15 protein-coding genes and 1 riboswitch are annotated in these 17,692 nt (G+C 72.2%); of the genes, 4 read left to right on the top strand and 11 right to left on the bottom strand.

What is annotated here, in order from left to right; all coding sequences use genetic code 11:
- Nucleotides 1-80: 80 nt before the first annotated feature.
- The 5 genes from CI089_RS16540 to CI089_RS03170 all read right to left on the bottom strand — a co-directional run bounded on the left by CI089_RS16540 (nt 81) and on the right by CI089_RS03170 (nt 4,996).
- Nucleotides 81-494, bottom strand: coding sequence for an NUDIX hydrolase (locus tag CI089_RS16540; RefSeq protein WP_256977438.1), 414 nt, complete (start codon nt 492-494; stop codon nt 81-83).
- Nucleotides 491-1,858, bottom strand: a complete 1,368-nt coding sequence (locus CI089_RS03185; protein ID WP_094260226.1) for an FAD-binding oxidoreductase — start codon at nt 1,856-1,858, stop codon at nt 491-493. The genes CI089_RS16540 and CI089_RS03185 overlap by 4 nt, the downstream gene beginning before the upstream one ends.
- Nucleotides 1,855-2,253: a YrdB family protein gene (locus CI089_RS03180; protein ID WP_023955620.1), complete on the bottom strand. Its 399-nt coding sequence runs from the start codon at nt 2,251-2,253 to the stop codon at nt 1,855-1,857. Before CI089_RS03180 ends, CI089_RS03185 begins: the two co-directional genes overlap by 4 nt.
- 62 nt (nt 2,254-2,315) lie before the next feature.
- On the bottom strand, nt 2,316-3,476 hold the full coding sequence (gene nagA / locus CI089_RS03175) for an N-acetylglucosamine-6-phosphate deacetylase (protein ID WP_094260225.1): 1,161 nt from the start codon (nt 3,474-3,476) through the stop codon (nt 2,316-2,318).
- Complete coding sequence (locus CI089_RS03170; RefSeq protein WP_094260224.1) at nt 3,464-4,996, bottom strand: beta-N-acetylhexosaminidase; 1,533 nt, start codon at nt 4,994-4,996, stop codon at nt 3,464-3,466. Before CI089_RS03170 ends, nagA begins: the two co-directional genes overlap by 13 nt.
- 68 nt (nt 4,997-5,064) lie before the next feature.
- Nucleotides 5,065-5,148: riboswitch (ZMP/ZTP riboswitch) on the top strand.
- Between the two features lie 52 nt (nt 5,149-5,200).
- Here CI089_RS03170 and glyA point away from each other — a divergent pair.
- Both glyA and CI089_RS03160 read left to right on the top strand, forming a co-directional pair.
- A complete protein-coding gene (gene glyA, locus CI089_RS03165; protein ID WP_094260223.1) occupies nt 5,201-6,475 on the top strand; it encodes a serine hydroxymethyltransferase in 1,275 nt (424 codons plus the stop codon).
- A gap of 152 nt (nt 6,476-6,627) precedes the next feature.
- Nucleotides 6,628-7,509, top strand: coding sequence for a bifunctional methylenetetrahydrofolate dehydrogenase/methenyltetrahydrofolate cyclohydrolase (locus CI089_RS03160; protein ID WP_094261217.1), 882 nt, complete (start codon nt 6,628-6,630; stop codon nt 7,507-7,509).
- Between the two features lie 84 nt (nt 7,510-7,593).
- Here the strand turns inward: CI089_RS03160 and CI089_RS03155 are convergent, their stop codons facing one another.
- From CI089_RS03155 to CI089_RS03145, 3 genes are read right to left on the bottom strand one after another with little or no spacing between them, the layout of a single operon-like run.
- The gene (locus tag CI089_RS03155; protein ID WP_094260222.1) at nt 7,594-8,361 is read right to left on the bottom strand and encodes an amino acid ABC transporter ATP-binding protein; all 768 of its coding nucleotides are present in this window, start codon (nt 8,359-8,361) and stop codon (nt 7,594-7,596) included.
- Nucleotides 8,361-9,206 (bottom strand): amino acid ABC transporter permease, encoded by an 846-nt coding sequence (locus CI089_RS03150; RefSeq protein WP_094260221.1) that lies wholly within the window; start codon nt 9,204-9,206, stop codon nt 8,361-8,363. Before CI089_RS03150 ends, CI089_RS03155 begins: the two co-directional genes overlap by 1 nt.
- Nucleotides 9,207-9,226: 20 nt before the next feature.
- Complete coding sequence (locus CI089_RS03145) at nt 9,227-10,081, bottom strand: ABC transporter substrate-binding protein (RefSeq protein ID WP_094260220.1); 855 nt, start codon at nt 10,079-10,081, stop codon at nt 9,227-9,229.
- Nucleotides 10,082-10,327: 246 nt separating this feature from the next.
- Between CI089_RS03145 and CI089_RS03140 the strand changes: the two genes are divergently transcribed.
- Nucleotides 10,328-11,452: a winged helix DNA-binding domain-containing protein gene (locus CI089_RS03140; RefSeq protein WP_256977435.1), complete on the top strand. Its 1,125-nt coding sequence runs from the start codon at nt 10,328-10,330 to the stop codon at nt 11,450-11,452.
- Between the two features lie 122 nt (nt 11,453-11,574).
- Here CI089_RS03140 and CI089_RS03135 read toward each other — a convergent pair whose 3' ends face one another.
- Nucleotides 11,575-13,017: an XRE family transcriptional regulator gene (locus CI089_RS03135; RefSeq protein WP_094260219.1), complete on the bottom strand. Its 1,443-nt coding sequence runs from the start codon at nt 13,015-13,017 to the stop codon at nt 11,575-11,577.
- A 118-nt stretch (nt 13,018-13,135) separates the two neighbouring features.
- On the opposite strand from CI089_RS03135, the gene CI089_RS03130 reads away from it, so the two are divergent.
- Complete coding sequence (locus CI089_RS03130; RefSeq protein ID WP_094260218.1) at nt 13,136-15,037, top strand: phosphoenolpyruvate carboxykinase (GTP); 1,902 nt, start codon at nt 13,136-13,138, stop codon at nt 15,035-15,037.
- A gap of 120 nt (nt 15,038-15,157) precedes the next feature.
- On the opposite strand, the gene CI089_RS03125 is transcribed toward CI089_RS03130, so the two are convergent.
- A complete protein-coding gene (locus CI089_RS03125) occupies nt 15,158-17,119 on the bottom strand; it encodes an ABC transporter ATP-binding protein (protein ID WP_094260217.1) in 1,962 nt (653 codons plus the stop codon).
- A 104-nt stretch (nt 17,120-17,223) separates the two neighbouring features.
- Nucleotides 17,224-17,691: a ribonuclease E activity regulator RraA gene (rraA, locus tag CI089_RS03120; protein ID WP_094260216.1), complete on the bottom strand. Its 468-nt coding sequence runs from the start codon at nt 17,689-17,691 to the stop codon at nt 17,224-17,226.
- Between the last annotated feature and the right edge of the window lies 1 nt (nt 17,692).

Raw genomic sequence — 17,692 nt, 5'->3', positions numbered from 1 at the left:
TTCCTGCGGTCGCTGCGCCTGGACGAGCGGGTCGAGCTCGCGCCCCGCGACGTGCCCGTGGGTGCCCTGGGCGCCGCCGTTCAGGCCCAGGCGAGCGGAAGCAGGTGCTCGGTGCTGAGCGGGGCGAGCGGCAGTGCGGCGGCCTCGATCGCGGTGAGCCAGCGGGCCTCGGCGATCTCGGCGGCGGCACGCACCGACGCGGGATCGAGCGTGACCGCGAACGCCTCGGCGATCACGCGGAAGCCCGGCTCGTTCGCGGCATCCGACTCGAACCGCCCGAGGTAGACGAGGTCGCGCTCGGCCACGACGACGCCGAGCTCCTCATGCAGCTCGCGGACCAGGGCGGCGCCGGCCGACTCGCCCGGCTCGGGTTTGCCGCCGGGAGCCATGAACCGCTCGGTGCCGCGCTTGCGGACGAGGAGCGTGCGCCCGTCACCGTCGGTCACGACCGCCGCACTGACGTGGACCTCGCCTGCGGGGGCGGGCCCGGTCACGGCGCGAACACCTTTCCCGGGTTCAGGATGCCGGCCGGGTCGAACACCTGCGCGATGCGCCGCTGCAGCTCCCACTGGTCGTCGCCGAGCTCGTCGGCGAGCCAGCGTCGCTTCAGGACGCCGACACCGTGCTCGCCGGTGAGCGTTCCGCCGAGGCGCAGCGCCGACTGGAAGAGGTCTTCCGCCGCCTCCCAGATGACCTCCGGGACCTCGTCGCCGTCGAAGATGAAGTTCGGGTGCAGGTTGCCGTCGCCGGCGTGGCAGACGGTCGGGATCGTCAGGCCGAAGCGCTCCTCGATGCGGGCGATCTCGTCGAACATCGCGGGCAGGGCGCTGCGCGGCACCGAGACGTCCTCGATGAGCGCGGTTCCCAGGGTCTCCATCGCGGGATGCATCGACCGCCGCACCGTCCACAGCTGCTGGGCCTCGGCGTCGTCGGCGGCGAGGCGCACGGTGCCGCCGGCGGCCGTGAGCACCGCGACGACGGCCTCCGCCTCGGCCGTCGCGCCCGGGCCGTCGGTCTGAACCGTCAGCTGCGAGGCGCCGGGCGTGGGGTCGGGAAGCCCGAGGAGGCGGTGCGAGGCGGCGAGGGAGGTCGCGTCCATCAGCTCCATGATCGCCGGTTGGATTCCGGCCGCCGTGACCGCGGATGCCGCCACGGCCGCGGAGCGGACATCCGTGAACGTCGCGGCGATCGTGCGCGCCTCGCCGGGAACGAGGCGGCGGAGCTTCAGCGTCGCGGCGACGACGACACCCAGGATGCCCTCCGAGCCGATGACGAGCGAGGTCAGGTCGAGGCCCGTGACCCCTTTCACTGTGCGATGTCCGAGACTCATCAGGCGACCGTCGGCCAGCACGAGGTCGAGGCCGAGGACCGCGTCCCGCACCACGCCGTACTTCGCGCAGAGCAGGCCGCCAGCGCCGGTGGCGATGTTGCCGCCGACGGTGGAGATGTCGCGGCTCGCGGGATCAGGTGCCCACCAGAGCCCGTGCTCCGCGAGCGCCGCGTTCAGCTGCCCATTGAGGATGCCGGGCTCGACGACAGCGATGAGGTCGTCGGGGCGGACCTCGAGGATGCGGTCCATCGAACGCAGCGAGAGCCCGATCTCACCCGCGCCCGTGTTGGCTCCGCCCGCGAGACCGGTGCCGGCGCCACGCGGCACGACGGGGGTGCCGGTGGCGGAGGCGATGCGCATCGTCGCCTGGACGTCCTCGACGGTGCGGGCGTGGACGACGGCGAGGGCCGATCCGGATGCCGCCTGGCCCGACTTGTCCGCCCGAGCGGCGGCCCGACCGGCATCCGAGACGTCGACGCGGTCGCCGAGCTCGGCCACGAGCCGGGCGACGACGTCGGGATCGGTCATGACAGGCGCCGGCGCCCGGCGATCACGCCGCAGGTCACCGCGATGACTCCGAACACCAGGCCGATCCAGGCCTGGTCCATGCTCCACCACGCGATGGTCGCCGAGGCGTAGACGAACAGCTCGACGAGGGCGCGCACGAACGGGTGCACCATGAGCACGGCGCGCGGCGAGACGAACAGGGCCCACAGGAGGATCGCGACGACGGGCGCGCCGATGCCGAAGACCAGGTTGAGAGGGAAGTCCCACGCTGCGAAGCCCCAGATCGCGAAGGTCGCGAAGGCGAAGAGCTGGCAGGCGAAGGCGAGGAGCTCGATCGCCGAGAGAGCGCGTCGCGTGCCGGCCGCCTGCTGCGGCGCCTCGGGGGTGGCGGGACGGACGTTCGGCAGTTCGGACATGCCTCCGATTCTAGGCGCCGGCCTCACGTCGCCGCCCCGGGAGGAGACCTGCGGCGACCCGGTCACGCGCGCCCGGTCCAGACGCGACGGACGCGCAGGTCGGCGTCGAGGAGGACCGCGTCGGCCGGGCTGCCGACCTCGAGCGTGCCGAGGTCGGGGCGTCCGATCGCGCGCGCCGGTGCGGCGGTGAGCGCCGTCACGGCCGCCGGGAGCGCCACACCCGCGGCGACGGCCGTCCGCAGCGCGGCATCCTGGGTCAGGGTGGAGCCGGCGATCGTGCCGTCGGCAAGTCGCGCCACGGTGTTCTCGACGCGCACCGCGAGCGCTCCCAGCACGTAGTCGCCGTCGGCCGACCCGGCGGCAGCCATCGCGTCAGTCACGAGCGCGATGCGGCCGGGGGCGGCCGCGAAAGCGATCCGCACCACCTCGGGGGCCAGATGCACGCCGTCGGCGATGACCTCGAGCGTGACGCGCGGGTCGGCGGTGGCCGCGCCGATCGGGCCGGGCTCGCGGTGGTGAAGGCCCGGCATGGCGTTGAAGGCGTGGGTGAGGATCGTCGCGCCGGCGTCGAAGGCCCGCCGTGCGGTCTCGGCATCCGCGTCGGTGTGCCCGACGGCGGCGGCCGCACCCGCCGCGACGATGCGCTCGATCGCGGTGAGGGCGCCCGGCAGTTCGGGGGCGATCGTCACCTGACGGACGGTGCCGCGACCCGCCTCGAGCAGCCGGGCCACGGCGTCGGCGGCGGGGCCGATGAGCAGCTGGGGGTCGTGTGCGCCGTGGTGCCCGGGATCGAGGAACGGCCCCTCGAGGTGCGAGCCGAGCACCGCGGCATCCGTCTCCGCCAGATCGGCGACGGCGGCGACCCGGCGGGCGAGGTCGTCGACCGATGCCGTGACCAGCGAGATGACCGCTCGCGTCGTGCCGTGCGCCCGGTGCAGCTCTCGGGCCACGCGGATCGCGTCGGCGCCGTCGTCGTACGCCGCGCCGCCGCCACCGTGGCCGTGGATGTCGATGAAGCCGGGAGTGAGGGTCGCGCCGGCGCCGGCTGCCTCGGCGGCGTCGACGATCTCGTCGACCGGTTCTCCGGCGACGGCATCCCGCCACGCGTCGCCGGTGCCCTGCGCGGCGACTCGGCCGCCCCGCACGACGAGCCAGCAGTCGGGGGTCTCGCGTCCGCCGTCGACGAGGCGGGCGGAATGTATGACGCGGTTCAGAGCGTCCATGTCACCTCCGGCGACGCGGGGAAGCGGATGCCGAGCGTCGTCCACAGCGGCCCGAGCCCGCCCACCCGCTCGCGGAAGGAATCCCATGTGCGGTCGGCCGCGGTGCCTGCCGGAACCGACCAGGCGGCTTCGGCGGCCGCCGCGATGCGGGGGAACGCGAGCGCGTCGATGTCGTCGAGGTCGCGGACGGTCTCGGTCCACAGCGGCGCCTCGACACCGAGGATGTCGTCCTCTGCGATGCCGGGAACGATCTCGCGCGGCTCCCAGGAGTAGGAGCGCTGGAGACTCGTCGGACCGTTCGCCCAGGTGAGCCCGAGAGGAGCGTCGGCAGCCGGCTTCATGTCGAGGTACACGGCGTCGGCGGGGGAGAGGATGACGCGCCCGCCGCGTGCCACGAAGGCTCGCGCACGTTCGTCGGCACCGTCGGTCGGCGAGACGAGGCCCCAGTACTGGCCGATCGTCCCGGGCGCGAGATCCGCGGCGACGCCGGCCTCGTGCCAGGCGATCGGCGTCTTGCCGAGGTCGGCGATGACCTGCGAGGTGCGGGCGACGAAGGCCGAGAAGTCCTCCGCCGGGGTGCCGTGCGCCTCGTCGCCGCCGAAGTGCAGGTAGGGGCCGGGGGTCAGCTCCGCCAGCTCCGCCAGGACGTCGTCGACGAACGCATCGGTCTCCGGGGCGCCGATGCGCAGCGACGAGAAGCCGACGCCCATGCCCGTGTACGCCTCGCCGGCGACGGGAGTGGGGCCGCCCGCGGCATCCCACCCGTCCAGCGCCGGTGGCGCGGCGACCTCGGGGTAGGCGAGCCCGACGGCGTGGGTGTGGCCGGGCATGTCGAACTCGGGCACGACCGTGATGTGGTTCGCCGCGGCGTGGGCGATGATCGCGCGATAGTCGTCGGCCGTGAAGAAGCCGCCGGCACCGCCGCCCACCGCGCTCGCCGCCGCCCGGGCGGTGAGCTCCGGCCGGCGGGTCAGCGCGAGCCGCCATCCCTGGTCGTCGCTCAGGTGCAGGTGCAGGACGTTGAACTTCAGGCTCGCCGCCCGCTCGAGGTAGGCGGTGACGGTCGCGACGTCGTGGAAGTGGCGCGCGACATCGAGCATGACGCCGCGGTACGCGAAGCGGGGGGCGTCGGCGATGTCGACCCCCGGAATCACCCAGCCGTCGGGCGAGCCGGTGATGAGCTGGCCCAGGGTCTGCACGCCGTAGAACAGTCCGGCCGCGTCGGCGCCGCGGACGGTGACGCGGTTCTCCGCGACCGTCAGCCGGTAAGACTCGGGCGAGCCGTCGCCGTCGACGGTGAGATCGATGACGGCGCGACCGGGTTCTGCGGTGCCGGGGGACGCGGTGCCGGGGGACGCGGAACCGGCGAGGTGGAGGCCGGTCCGGGTCAGGACGAGCCGGTGCAGGACGCCCGCGGCATCCGGGTCTCCCGTCACCGCGACGGTGTCCGACAGGGCGAACGTCACCCCCTTCGCGGGCGTGACCGAGGAGGGCAACGGGACCAGCGGCAGCGACGTCATCGCGCCCCTATCTGTAAGGGTGCCTAACAAACTTTCGAGCCAGCGTACCAGCGCGGCATCCGTTATGCTCGACGCGTCGCGACTGGCGTTGAGGTGGGCCACCACCGGGGAGCGACCGACACGGCATTCGACCGCACGCCTGGGCCGATGCGGAACTTCTCTGCTCGTGAAATCCGTCCCGAAAGCCGTCGTCTGGAGATCGTCATGACCGATTCGTACTTCAACGCCCCGCTCGCCGAGGTCGACCCCGAGATCGCGCAGGTCCTCGAGCGTGAGCTCGACCGCCAGCGCGGCTACCTCGAGATGATCGCATCCGAGAACTTCGTGCCCGTCTCGGTGCTGCAGTCGCAGGGGTCGGTGCTCACCAACAAGTACGCCGAGGGCTACCCGGGTCGCCGCTACTACGGCGGCTGCGAAGAAGTCGACGTCGCCGAGGAGCTCGCGATCGAGCGGGCCAAGTCGCTCTTCGGCGCCGAGTTCGCCAACGTCCAGCCGCACTCGGGAGCGACGGCGAACGCCGCCGTCCTGCACGCGATCGCCCGCCCCGGCGACACGCTCCTCGGCCTCTCGCTCGACCACGGCGGCCACCTCACGCACGGCATGAAGATCAACTTCTCGGGTCGGCTGTACGACATCGTCGCCTACGGCGTGAACCCCGAGACCTCGCTGATCGACATGGACGAGGTCCGCCGCCTCGCGATCGAGCACAAGCCGAAGGTGATCATCGCCGGCTGGTCGGCCTACCCCCGTCAGCTCGACTTCGCCGCGTTCCGCGCGATCGCCGACGAGGTCGGCGCGTACCTCTGGGTCGACATGGCTCACTTCGCCGGTCTCGTGGCCGCGGGCGTGCACCCCTCGCCGGTGCCGCACGCCCACGTCGTCTCGTCGACGGTACACAAGACGATCGGCGGCCCGCGCTCGGGCATCATCCTCACCAACGACGCCGACCTCGCCAAGAAGATCAACACCGCCGTCTTCCCGGGCCAGCAGGGCGGTCCGCTCATGCACGTCATCGCAGCGAAGGCGACGGCCTTCAAGCTCGCCGCGACGCCGGAGTTCAAGGAGCGCCAGGAGCGCACCGTGCGCGGCGCCGCGATCATCGCCGAGCGCCTCACGCAGCAGGATGTCGCCGACGCGGGCATCGCCGTACGGTCGGGCGGCACCGACGTGCACCTCGTGCTCGTCGACCTGCGCGACGCCGCGATCGACGGCAAGCAGGCCGAAGACCTGCTGCACGAGATCCACATCACCGTGAACCGCAACGCGGTGCCCAACGACCCGCGCCCGCCGATGGTCACCTCGGGCCTGCGCATCGGCACGCCCGCGCTCGCGACGCGCGGCTTCGGCGACGCCGAGTTCACCGAGGTCGCCGACATCATCGCGCTCGCGCTGCAGCCCGGCGCCGACCTCGAGGCGCTGCGCGCCCGCGTCGCGACCCTCGCCGACGCCTTCCCCCTCTACCCCGCGCTGCAGCAGTAACCCGCCGGCCGGTCGCCGGCCGGTCGCCGAGAACGCACCCTCCCCGCGAGAACGCACCCCGCACGGTACGTTCTCGCCCGGACGGTATGTTCTCGGCGACCGGGACCGGCGACCGCGACCGGGCGACCGCGACCCTTCGAACGGAGAACGACATGACCGCGCAGAAGCTCGACGGGCGGGCCACCGCCGCTGCCATCAAGACCGAACTGGCCGACCGCGTCGCCGCGCTGAAGGCCCGTGGAGTAACCCCGGGCATCGCGACGGTGCTCGTCGGGGCCGACCCGGCATCCCAGCTGTACGTGGGGATGAAGCACCGCGAGTCCGAGGCGATCGGCATGAACTCGATCCAGATCGAGCTGCCCGCCGAATCGACGCAGGCCGAGGTCGAAGAGGTCATCGACCGCCTCAACGCCGACCCGACGTGCCACGGCTACATCGTCCAGCTGCCGCTGCCCAAGCACCTCGACACCGACCGCATCCTCGAGCGCATCGATCCGGCGAAGGATGCCGACGGCCTGCACCCCGTCAACCTCGGCCGTCTCGTGCTCAATGTCAACGACCCCATCACGACCCCGCTGCCGTGCACGCCGCGCGCCGTCATCGAGCTGCTGCAGCGGGGCGGCTACGACCTCGCCGGCAAGAACGTGGTCGTGGTCGGCCGCGGCGTGACGATCGGCCGGTCCATCGGCCTGCTGCTGACCCGCCGCGAGATCAACGCCACGGTGACCCTCACCCACACCGGAACCACCGACCTCGGCGCGCACCTGCGCGAGGCCGACGTCATCGTGGGCGCCGCGGGTGTGAAGCACCTCGTCACCGCCGCGGATGTGAAGCCCGGCGCCGCCGTCCTCGACGTGGGCGTGACCCGCGAGAACGACCCCGAGACCGGCAAGTCGAAGGTCTACGGAGACATCGCGCCGGATGTCGCCGAGGTCGCCGGCTTCCTCTCGCCCAACCCCGGCGGCGTCGGCCCGATGACCGTCGCCCTGCTGATGACCAACGTCGTCGAGGCCGCCGAGCGCGCGACCGCCTGAACCCCCCGCTTCCCGCGTCGACTCGCCAGAAAGTGCGGATGCCGGCCCGCCCGGATCCGCGTTCTCTGGCGAGTCGACGGGAGCTCAGAGGAGGAAGCGGGACAGGAAGGCGCGCGTGCGCGGTTCGCGCGGGGCGGCGAACACCTCGGACGGCGCGCCCTCCTCGACGATGACGCCCTGGTCGAGGAAGACGACGCGGTCGGCGACATCCCGCGCGAACGCCATCTCGTGCGTCGCCATGAGGATCGTCGAGCCCGCCACCGCGAGGTCGCGGACGAGCTCGAGCACCTCGCCGACGAGCTCGGGGTCGAGCGCCGAGGTGATCTCGTCGAGCAGCAGCACCTCGGGATCCGTCGCGATCGCGCGGATGATCGCCGCCCGCTGCTGCTGTCCGCCCGAGAGCCGGTCGGGGTGCTCACCGCCCTTGTCGGCCAGCCCGATGCGCGCGAGCAGCTCACGCGCACGAGCCTCGGCCTCGCGCCGGGGCACGCGGTGCACGACACGCGAGGCGAGGGTCACGTTGTCGAGCACCGACAGGTGGGGGAAGAGGTTGTAGCTCTGGAACACCGCTCCCAGCCGCGCGCGCACCGCGTTCGCGTCGACGCGGGGGTCGGAGATGTCCGCGCCGGCGAGCAGGATCTGCCCGTCGTCGATCGGCTCGAGCAGCCCGAGGCAGCGCAGCAGCGTCGACTTGCCCGAACCGCTCGCGCCGATGAGGGCGACGACCTCGTTCCGGGCGAGAGACACGTCGACGCCGCGCAGCACCTCTTTGTCGCCGAACGACTTGCGGATGCCGCGGGCGTGCAGCACATCGGCGACGCTGCCGGGCTCGGTGGCGGGTCCGTTCTGCATCACAGGATCGATCCCGTCTGCTCGCGGCGTCGGAGCCTCGCGGTGTACCAGTCCGTCAGCCGGATCGTCGGGATCGCGAGCAGCACGAACAGCACGCCGGCCACGACGTAGGGCGTGAAGTTGTAGGTCGTCGCGACCACGCCCCGCGCCTCGGCGATCGCGTCGAACGCCGCGAGGATCGAGATCAGCCCGACATCCTTCTGCATGGAGATGAAGTCGTTCATCAGCGGCGGCGTCATCTTGCGCAGCGCCTGCGGCAGCACGACCCGCACGAGGGTCTGCGGGTAGCTGAGTCCGAGCGCGCGGGCGGCGAGACGCTGCGACGGATGCACCGACTCGATGCCCGCCCGCACGACCTCCGCGACATAGGCGGAGTACGTCAGCGTGATGGCGAGCACTCCCAGAAGCACCGGGTCGATCCGGGTGTTCAGGATCGTCGGCAGCCCGAATCCGATCAGATACAGCACGATGACGAAGGGCAGGCCGCGGAAGAGGTCGGTGTAGGCCGCAGCGATGAGGCGGAGCGGGAAGAACACCGGTCCGCGCAGGGTCCGCAGCAGCGCCAGGACCAGCGCCACCGCGGCGACCGTGAAGACCGAGATCGCGAGCACCTGCAGATTGACGAGGAAGCCTCGCCACACCTCGGGGAGCGCCTGCAGCGCGACGGCGGGGTCGAAGAAGCTCCGCTGGACGGTCGCCCATCCCTCCGTGTTGATCACGGTCACCCAGACGACGGCGGCGAAGGCGAGTGTCGAGGCGACGGCGATCAGCACCGACCGGCGCTCGCGGCCGCGCCGGTACGCTCGGCGCTCGAGTTCGAGCGCGCTCGGGACGGAGGTGGTCACGGATAGACGCTAGCGCGCCCTCACTGGAGGAGCGTCACGCCCTCCGTGAGGCCCGACAGCCACTTCTGCTCGAGCTCGGCGAGCGTGCCGTCCTCGCGCAGCTCGTCGACGGCGGCCGTCACAGCCGGGGTGAGCGGCGAGTCCTTCGCGAGCAGCAGGCCCCATTCGTCCTCGATCCCGGCCTTCGGCAGCTCGCCGACGAAGAACGAGTTCTCGATGTAGAAGTTGACCGCGAGGTAGGCAGTGGGAGTGTCGAGCACGATCGCGTCGATCTGTCCCGCGCCGAGGGCGGCCACGGCATCCTCGTTCGAGTTGTACAGGCGAGCCTCGGCGTCGGGCGCGACCTCTGCGAGGGTCTGCGCGCTCGTGGAGTTGGCCATCGCGCCGATCGTCAGGTCGGTCAGCCCTGCGATGTCGGAGACGCCGTCGGCCGCGCCGCCGGAGATCGCGACGATCGACTGGCTCGCGGAGTAGTAGGGCGAGGAGAAGTCGACGCCCTGCTTGCGCTCGTCGGTGATCGTGTACTGCTGGACGTTGATGTCGAAGCTCTTCGGGCCCGGCGCGATCGCGGCCTCGAAGCTCGTACGCACCCACACGACGTCCTCCGGAGCGAACCCGAGCTTGTCGGCGACGGCGTAGGCGACGGCGGCCTCGAACCCCTCGCCCGACTCCGGGTCGTCGTCGACGAAGTACGGCTCGTAGGCCGTCTCGCCCGTGGCGAAGGTGAGCTTGCCGGGGGTGACGTAGTCCTCGGCGGCGGGTCCCGACGCGGCATCGCCCGAGGCGGCGGGCGCGGGCGAGGACGAGCAGCCGGCGAGGACGATCGCGAGAGCGGCGACGCCGATCGAGGCGGCACGGACGAGAGAGCGGGACATCGGGGAACCTCCGGGTGCGGATGCCGCGCATCGGCGTGCTGTCACCGGCGGCTGCATCCATTCTCACCCGGCCCGGATGCCGCGGCGCGCGCGGGTCGTCGTGTTACGCGGCCTCCCTGCAGGCCCGGTGGCCGGCCCGAACCCTTCGAAGTCCCAGTTGGGCCGGGTGAGCGCGGCTCAAACCCGGCCCAAGTGGGACCTCGCAGGGGCTGGACCCGCGGGGCGGGGTCGGGCAGGATCGGCGGCGTGCGAGACGACGGCGGCGGGGGAGGATGCGAGGCAGCGGGGGCGATCGCGGCGCAGCGGCTGCGCTCGCACCTGCTGAGCGAACCCGCGCCGTCGCTCGGCGAGGCCGCGGCGCACATGCTCGCGGTGCAGGCGCAGGAGTTCTGGTCGGGTCGTTGGGCGCTCGCCGTCCGCACCGTCGGTGACCCTGCGCTTCGCGCGGTGGATGCCGCCTTCGAGAACGGCACGCTCGTGCGCTCGTGGACCCAGCGCGGCACCCTGCACATCGTGCGCTCGGTCGACCTCGCCGGCATGCTCGCGGTGACCGCCGACCGGCAGCAGCGCGCGGCGGCCGGCATCCTGCGCGGACTCGCGATCGACGAGGCGGTGCTGGCGACGGCCGAGCGCGCCGCCCGGTACGCGCTGCGCGGCGGGAACCGGCTCACGCGTGACGAGTTCGCCGACCTGCTGCGCGGCGCCGGCATCGAGACCGAACGCTCGCGCGGCAACCACATCCTGTCGGCGCTCGCCGTCCGCGGCGTGCTCGCGTTCGGTCCGGTGGTGCCGCGCGAGGGCGGTCCGACGCGCGACCAGTACCTCGTGGCGGTGGACGAGCTGCCGTCGGCCCGGGTGCCCGATGATCCGCTGGCCGAGATGTTCGCCGGCTACATCCGTTCGCACGGACCGGCGCGCGTCGAGGACTTCCGCTGGTGGGCGGGTCTGCCGATCGGGATGTCGCGACGCGCGGCCGCGGCGGCTGCCGACCGGGTCGTCGAGATCGAGGCCGGAGTTTTCGCCGCGACCACCGCTGAGCCCGCGGTGCCGGCATCCGATCCCGGGGCGGGCCCGGAGAGCGACGGCGGGGATGTCGTCGCCCTCCCCGCCTTCGACGAGTACTACCTGTCGTATGCCGACCGCACGACCGTCTGCGCCCCCGACCTCGCGGCTCGGATCGGCCCGACCCCGAACGGTCAGGTCGCACCGATCCTGGTCTCCGGCGGGCGGGTCATCGGCACCTGGCGCCACTCCGTCGCCGCGGGGCGCCACCACCTGCCAGCGGAGCCCGTGCTCGTGACAGATGCGTCGGTCGCGGCATCCGCCATCGAGGCGTCGCTGACCCGGATCTCGCGCTTCCTCGGCGGCTGAGCCCTGGACCGCCTCGCACTAACTCCTCAAACTCGCCGCGGCCACCCGTACGAACCCGCGCGACCTCGTGTGCCCGGCTTGCCGACGGCGTGAATCTGAGGAGTTGTGGCGCCGGCCGCGGGTCAGCCGGCGGCGTGGCGGTCGAGGAACGCGTAGACCTCGCCGTCGTCGACGCCGGGGAAGTTGCCGCGCGGCAGCGGCGAGAACATCTGCATGTGCACGCGGGCGCTCGGCCAGGCCTTGCCCTCCCATCGCGACGTGAGGTCGGGGTCGGGGCGCCGGCAGCACGATTCGTCGGGGCACGTGGATGTCGCCCGCTTCTGCGTCTCGCGGCCGCGGAACCAGCGGGCGTCGTCGAACGGCACCCCGACGGTGATCGAGAACTCGCCCTCGGCGGTGGTCCCGGTCTGGCTCGAGCACCAGAAGGTGCCGCCCGGGGTGTCGGTGTACTGGTAGTGCTCGACCGTGCGGTTCTGCTCCTCGAACGCCGACCGGGCCGAGAACCTGCGGCACACGACCTGGCCCTCGACGCTGCCGGTGACGTCCATCGGCAGCGGCAGGCCATCGTTCTCGTAGACCCGCGTGATGGCCCCCGCGCCATCCACGCGCAGGAAGTGCAGCGGGATGCCGAGATGCCGGGTCATCAGGTTCGTCATCCGCATCCCGGCTGCCTCGTGCGTCACCCCGAAGGCGTCGCGGAAGTCCTCGACCGCGAGGTTGCGGTCCTTCTTCGCCTGGGACAGGAACGCGACCGAGGCCGTCTCGGGCATGAGGCAGCACGCGGCGTAGTAGTTGATCTCGAGGCGCTGCTGCAGGAAGTCGGCGTAGTCGCTCGGGGGAGTGTGGCCGAGCAAGCGGTGCGCCATCGCCTGCAGCGCCATCGACCGCAGGCCGTGTCCGCCCGGGATCGACGCCGGCGGAAGGTAGATGCGCCCGTTCTCGAGGTCGGTGACCGAGCGGGCGGAGTGCGGGAGGTCGGCGACGTACAGCAGCTCGAACCCCAGCTGCTCGGCCATGATGCTCACGGTGCGATGAGTCAGCGCACCCGAGGTGTGCCCGGCCGCCTTCAGCTGCTTCTCGGCGAGGCGCTCGATGTCGGGCAGGTAGTTCGCGACCTCCCGCATCCGCAGGCGCAGCTCCGTGTTCGCCCGTCGCGCTTCCTCCGGGGTCGCGATCGCCTCGCGTTCGCGGCGCTGAAGTTCGCGGTGCAATCCGAGGATCGACTCGAGCGTTTCGTCGCTCATCGTCTTGCCCGCGCGCACCGGTGCGATGCCGAGTCGCCGGAAGACGGAACTGGCCTGCGCCCGCTCGAGCTCCAGCTCGAGGGCGGCTCGCCGGTTCGGCGGTTCGGGCGAGAGGAGGTCGGTCACGTCGGTGCCGGTCGCCGAGGCGATCGCCTGCAGCAGCGACAGCTTCGGCTCGCGACGACCGTTCTCGATCAGGCTCAGCTGGCTGCCGGCGACGCCGACCTGAGCGCCGAGCTCGTCGAGTGTCAGCCCGCGGGCGACGCGGTGGTGACGGATGCGGTGCCCGAGGGTCGCGAGTTCGATTCCGGATGCGGCCATTCCTTGATCATAGGGAAAGAATCAGGTTTCTTGAAAGCATAGAGCGTCGCAAGACGGGGTATTCGTGCGTTGGAATCGTCAGGTATCACCGATCTCGCCGCCGACGTAGGAGACCGACATGGCCATCGCCGACCTCTTCACCCGCCCCGCCGTCACCGGCACATCCGCCGCGGGCACCGCCGCGCCCCGCCGCGCCCGGCCCGACCTCGGCGCCCGGCCGTCGGCGGCATCCGGTCCGCTCGCCGACCTCGTCGCGTGGGTCGACGAGATCGCCGCGCTCACGCAGCCCGATCGGGTCCACTGGGTCGACGGCTCGGCGGCCGAGAACGATGCCCTGCTGCGCGAGATGGTCGACGAGGGCAAGCTCATCAAGCTCAACCCCGAGTGGCGGCCCGGCTCGTACCTCGCCCGCTCGCACCCGAGCGACGTCGCCCGCACCGAGGCGCGGACCTTCATCGCGTCAGAGCGCGAGGAGGATGCGGGCCCCACCAACAACTGGGTCGCACCCGACGACATCCGGGCGACCATCACACCCCTGTTCGCCGGGTCGATGCGCGGGCGCACCATGTACGTCGTGCCGTTCTCGATGGGAGCGGTCGGCGGCCCGCTCTCGCACATCGGCGTGCAGGTCACCGACAGCGCCTACGCGGTGGCATCCATCGGCATCATGACCCGCGTCGGTGCAGCTGTGCTCGAGGAGATCGCCGGCGGCAAGCCCTGGGTCAAGACCGTCCACTCGGTCGGCGCGCCGCTGGCGCCCGGCGAGGCGGATGTCGCGTGGCCGTGCAACGACGAGAAGTACATCGTCCACTTCCCCGACACCCTCGAGGTGTGGTCGTTCGGGTCGGGCTACGGCGGCAACGCCATCCTGGCCAAGAAGTGCTTCGCGCTGCGCATCGCGTCGGTGATCGGCCGCGACGAGGGCTGGCTCGCCGAGCACATGCTGCTCATCCGGGTCATCAACCCGGCCGGCAAGGCCTACCACGTGGCCGCGGCGTTCCCCTCGGCCTGCGGCAAGACGAACCTCGCGATGCTGCGTCCCACGATCCCCGGATGGCGGGTCGAGACGCTCGGCGACGACATCGCCTGGCTGCGTCCGGGATCCGACGGCCGGCTGTGGGCGATCAACCCCGAGGCGGGCTTCTTCGGCGTCGCCCCGGGCACCGGCGAATCGACGAACGTCACGGCGGTCGAGACGCTGTGGGGCAACACGATCTTCACGAACGTCGCGCTGCGTCCCGACGGCGACGTCTGGTGGGAGGGACTCACCGACGAGGCGCCCGCCGAGCTCATCGACTGGGAGGGCAAGCCCTGGACCCCCGATTCGGGTCGGCCCGCCGCGCACCCCAACTCGCGCTTCACCGTCAGTGCCGCCCAGTGCCCGCAGATCGCGTCGGATTGGGATGCCGCCGAGGGCGTGCCGCTCGACGCCATCCTCTTCGGCGGACGCCGGGCGACGAACGTCCCGCTCGTCGTCGAGGCGACCGACTGGACGCACGGCGTCTTCATGGGCTCGACCATCTCGTCGGAGCGCACGGCGGCGGCGGAGGGGACGCTCGGCGAGCTGCGCCGCGACCCCTTCGCGATGCTGCCGTTCTGCGGCTACAACATGGGCGACTACTTCGCGCACTGGCTCAAGGTCGGGCAGAAGCTGCGCTTCGACCGGGCTCCGCGGGTCTTCCAGGTGAACTGGTTCCGCAAGGGGGCCGACGGGCGGTTCCTGTGGCCCGGGTTCGGCGACAATTCGCGGGTGATCGACTGGATCGTCCGGCGCCTCAACGGCGAGGTCGGCGCGGTCGACAGCCCGATCGGGCGGCTGCCGCACACTGAGGATCTCAACCTCGACGGCATCGAGGTGCCGCAGCGCGATCTCGATGAGCTCTTCGCGGTCGACACGGAGTCGTGGCTGCGCGAGGCCGACCTCACCGAGGAGTTCTACGACACCTTCGGCGACCGGCTGCCCGCGGCCCTGCGCGCCGAGCTCGAGGCCCTCCGCTACCGCCTCGGCCATCGCGCCTGACCCCGGCCGCGGCGCCCGCGCCACGAGAACATACCGTCTCCGCGAGAACGCACCGTACAGGGTGCGCGTTCGCGGCGACGGTGCGTTCTCGCGGGCGAGCGGGCTCGCGGGGCGAGCGCGTCAGACCAGCAGCTGGTGCTTCGCGAGGTCGCGGTACAGGGGGACCGTGGCGACGAGCTCGGAGTGCGTGCCCTGGCCGACGACCCGGCCGTGGTCGAGCACCACGATGACGTCGCTGTCGACGACCGTCGAGAGGCGGTGGGCGATGACCACGAGAGTGCGGCCGGTCGCGACGGCGTCGATCGCCTCGCGCATCCGCTGCTCGTTGAGTCCGTCGAGCGATGACGTGGACTCGTCGAGCAGCAGGATCGGGGGAGCGGCCAGCAGCGCGCGGGCGATCGCGAGGCGCTGACGCTCGCCGCCCGAGAGCATGACGCCCGCTTCGCCGACCGGCGCCTGAAGACCCAGGTCGCTGCGCTCGAGCACGTCGCCGAGGTTGACGGCGCGCAGCACGCGCTCGCACTCGGCGTCGGTGGCCTCGGGCGAGGCGAGGCGCAGGTTGTCGGCGATCGTGCCGGCGAGGGTGGGGGCGTCCTGCTCGACGTAGCCGAGCTGCGCGCGCAGCTCGGCGCGGGGGAGGGACCGGATGTCGTCACCCCCGACGAGCACCGCTCCGCCGGTGACGTCGTAGAACCGCTCGATCAGGGCGAGGGTCGTCGACTTGCCCGCACCCGAGGGGCCGACGAGGGCCACGCGCGCGCCGCGGGGAACGCGGAAGCTCACGCCCCGGAGCACGTCGCCCTCGGCAGCGGCGGCCTCCCCGGCTGCCGCGGCGGCGGCCACGGACGCAGCACCCGCATCGCTCTCCGGAGCACCGGCTCCCTCGGCGACCGCGGCCACCGCCGAGGTGTCGACGCGTGCGTCCGCGAGGGTGCGCAACGCTTCGTCGGATGCCGAGCGCCGAGCGGCGACGACGGCCTCCGGATAACGGAAGTGGACGTCGCGGAACTCGATCGCCACGTCGCTGTCACCCGAGACGGCGACGCCGGCAGCGGCATCCGCATCCGCATCCGTCGAGTCCTCCGTGGGCAGGTCGAGAACCTCCTGGATGCGGCCGAGCGCGCCGAGCGCCTGGTTGACCGACGTGATCGCCCCGAGGAACGACGCGAGCGGCTGCACCAGGAAGAACAGGAACATCACGAACGTCACGAGGCTCGCGATCGAGATGGCTCCCGATGCCACCCGGTATCCGCCGACGCCGAGCACGACGAGCAGCGACAGCTGGAGCGCGACGCCGGCAACCGGCACGACGAGGGCGGACGCCTTCGCGACGCGCACTCCGGCGTCGTACGCCTGGCGTGCGGCTCCCGTGACGGCGGCCTCCTCGCGTTCGGTGGCTCCGGCGGCGCGAATGGTGCGGATCGACCCGATCGCCCGCTCGACGCCCGACGCCAGCTCTCCGACCCGCTCCTGCTGCTCGCGCGTGGCGCGACGGATGCGCGTGCTGAGACCCACCACGACGGCGACCGACGCTCCGATCACGATGACGATGAGCAGCAGCAGCAACGGGTCGATGAAGAGCATCGCGACGATGGCGCCGACGAAGATGAGCGCGTTGCCGACGGAGTCGGCGAGCCCCTGGGTGAGCACGGCGTAGAGCAGGGTCGTGTCGGTGCCCACCCGCGAGACCAGGTCGCCGGTCCGCCGCGCGTCGAACTCGGAGATCGGCAGCCGGAGCAGGCGCGCGATGAGCCGGCGGCGGCTCGAGAACACGACCGCCGTGCCGGTGCGCTGGAGCAGATAGTGCTGGAAAGCGCCGATGGCCGACGAGACGACGACGAGGATGACCAGCGCCCAGACGAGGATGCCGAGTGTGTCGCCCGTCTGCACGCGCTCGATGACCTGCCCGACGACGAGGGGCTGCCCGAGCGTGGCGACCGCTTCGACGATGCTGAGCACCGCGACGGCCACGAGCACGCCCTTGTGCTCGAAGAGGTAGGGGAGCAGCTGCGAGAGGCGGGCGCGGGGGCCTTCGTCGGTGCGGCGGCGTCCGCCGCGCATGCGGCTGCGGGTGTCGGACATGCGGTCCCCTCGGTTCGGCGAAGCTCTCTCCTTCGACCGTACTTCGTCCGCACAGTGCGGTGGGTGCGGTGGGTGCGGGGGAGGCCGGCCGGCGGCCCCGGCCGTCAGCGCTCGACGAGCACGCCGTCGGCGTCGGCCCAGACGTGTCGCCCGGGCGTGAAGACGACGCCCCCGACCGTGACGGGGACGTCGACCTCGCCCACACCGTCCTTGGCGCTCTTGCGGGGGTTCGAGCCGAGGGCCTTGACCCCGAGGGGGAGAGCGGCGATCGCCGCCCGGTCGCGGATCGCCCCGTTCACGATGACGCCCGCCCACCCGTTCTCGACCGCCGAGGCGGCGATCAGGTCACCCACGAGCGCCGACTCGAGCGACCCGCCGCCGTCGACGACGAGCACCGCCCCGGCGCCCGGGGTCGCCAGCACGCGCTTGACGAGCGCGTTGTCGCGATGGCAGCGGATCGTGCGGACGGGGCCGTCGAATGCCGTTCGACCACCGAGGTCGAGCAGCGGCAGGGCAAGAGAGTCCAACTCCTCGCCGCGTTCGTCGTAGAGATCGGCGGTCGCGGTCGTCATG

This window comes from Microbacterium sp. Yaish 1 (assembly GCF_002245215.1).
Taxonomy (GTDB): Bacteria; Actinomycetota; Actinomycetes; order Actinomycetales; family Microbacteriaceae; genus Microbacterium.
Note: the sequence above shows the minus strand (reverse complement) of the source record. Positions and strands in the feature narration are given on the sequence as shown.

Coding starts and splice junctions, on each gene's coding strand:
- CI089_RS03155 (WP_094260222.1), bottom strand. CDS start 8,361: ATGCAGAACGGACCCGCCACCGAGCCCGGCAGCGTCGCCGATGTGCTG.
- CI089_RS03125 (WP_094260217.1), bottom strand. CDS start 17,119: ATGTCCGACACCCGCAGCCGCATGCGCGGCGGACGCCGCCGCACCGAC.
- CI089_RS03185 (WP_094260226.1), bottom strand. CDS start 1,858: ATGACCGATCCCGACGTCGTCGCCCGGCTCGTGGCCGAGCTCGGCGAC.
- CI089_RS03135 (WP_094260219.1), bottom strand. CDS start 13,017: ATGGCCGCATCCGGAATCGAACTCGCGACCCTCGGGCACCGCATCCGT.
- CI089_RS03130 (WP_094260218.1), top strand. CDS start 13,136: ATGGCCATCGCCGACCTCTTCACCCGCCCCGCCGTCACCGGCACATCC.
- rraA (WP_094260216.1), bottom strand. CDS start 17,691: ATGACGACCGCGACCGCCGATCTCTACGACGAACGCGGCGAGGAGTTG.
- CI089_RS03160 (WP_094261217.1), top strand. CDS start 6,628: ATGACCGCGCAGAAGCTCGACGGGCGGGCCACCGCCGCTGCCATCAAG.
- CI089_RS03180 (WP_023955620.1), bottom strand. CDS start 2,253: ATGTCCGAACTGCCGAACGTCCGTCCCGCCACCCCCGAGGCGCCGCAG.
- CI089_RS03170 (WP_094260224.1), bottom strand. CDS start 4,996: ATGACGTCGCTGCCGCTGGTCCCGTTGCCCTCCTCGGTCACGCCCGCG.
- CI089_RS03145 (WP_094260220.1), bottom strand. CDS start 10,081: ATGTCCCGCTCTCTCGTCCGTGCCGCCTCGATCGGCGTCGCCGCTCTC.
- nagA (WP_094260225.1), bottom strand. CDS start 3,476: ATGGACGCTCTGAACCGCGTCATACATTCCGCCCGCCTCGTCGACGGC.
- glyA (WP_094260223.1), top strand. CDS start 5,201: ATGACCGATTCGTACTTCAACGCCCCGCTCGCCGAGGTCGACCCCGAG.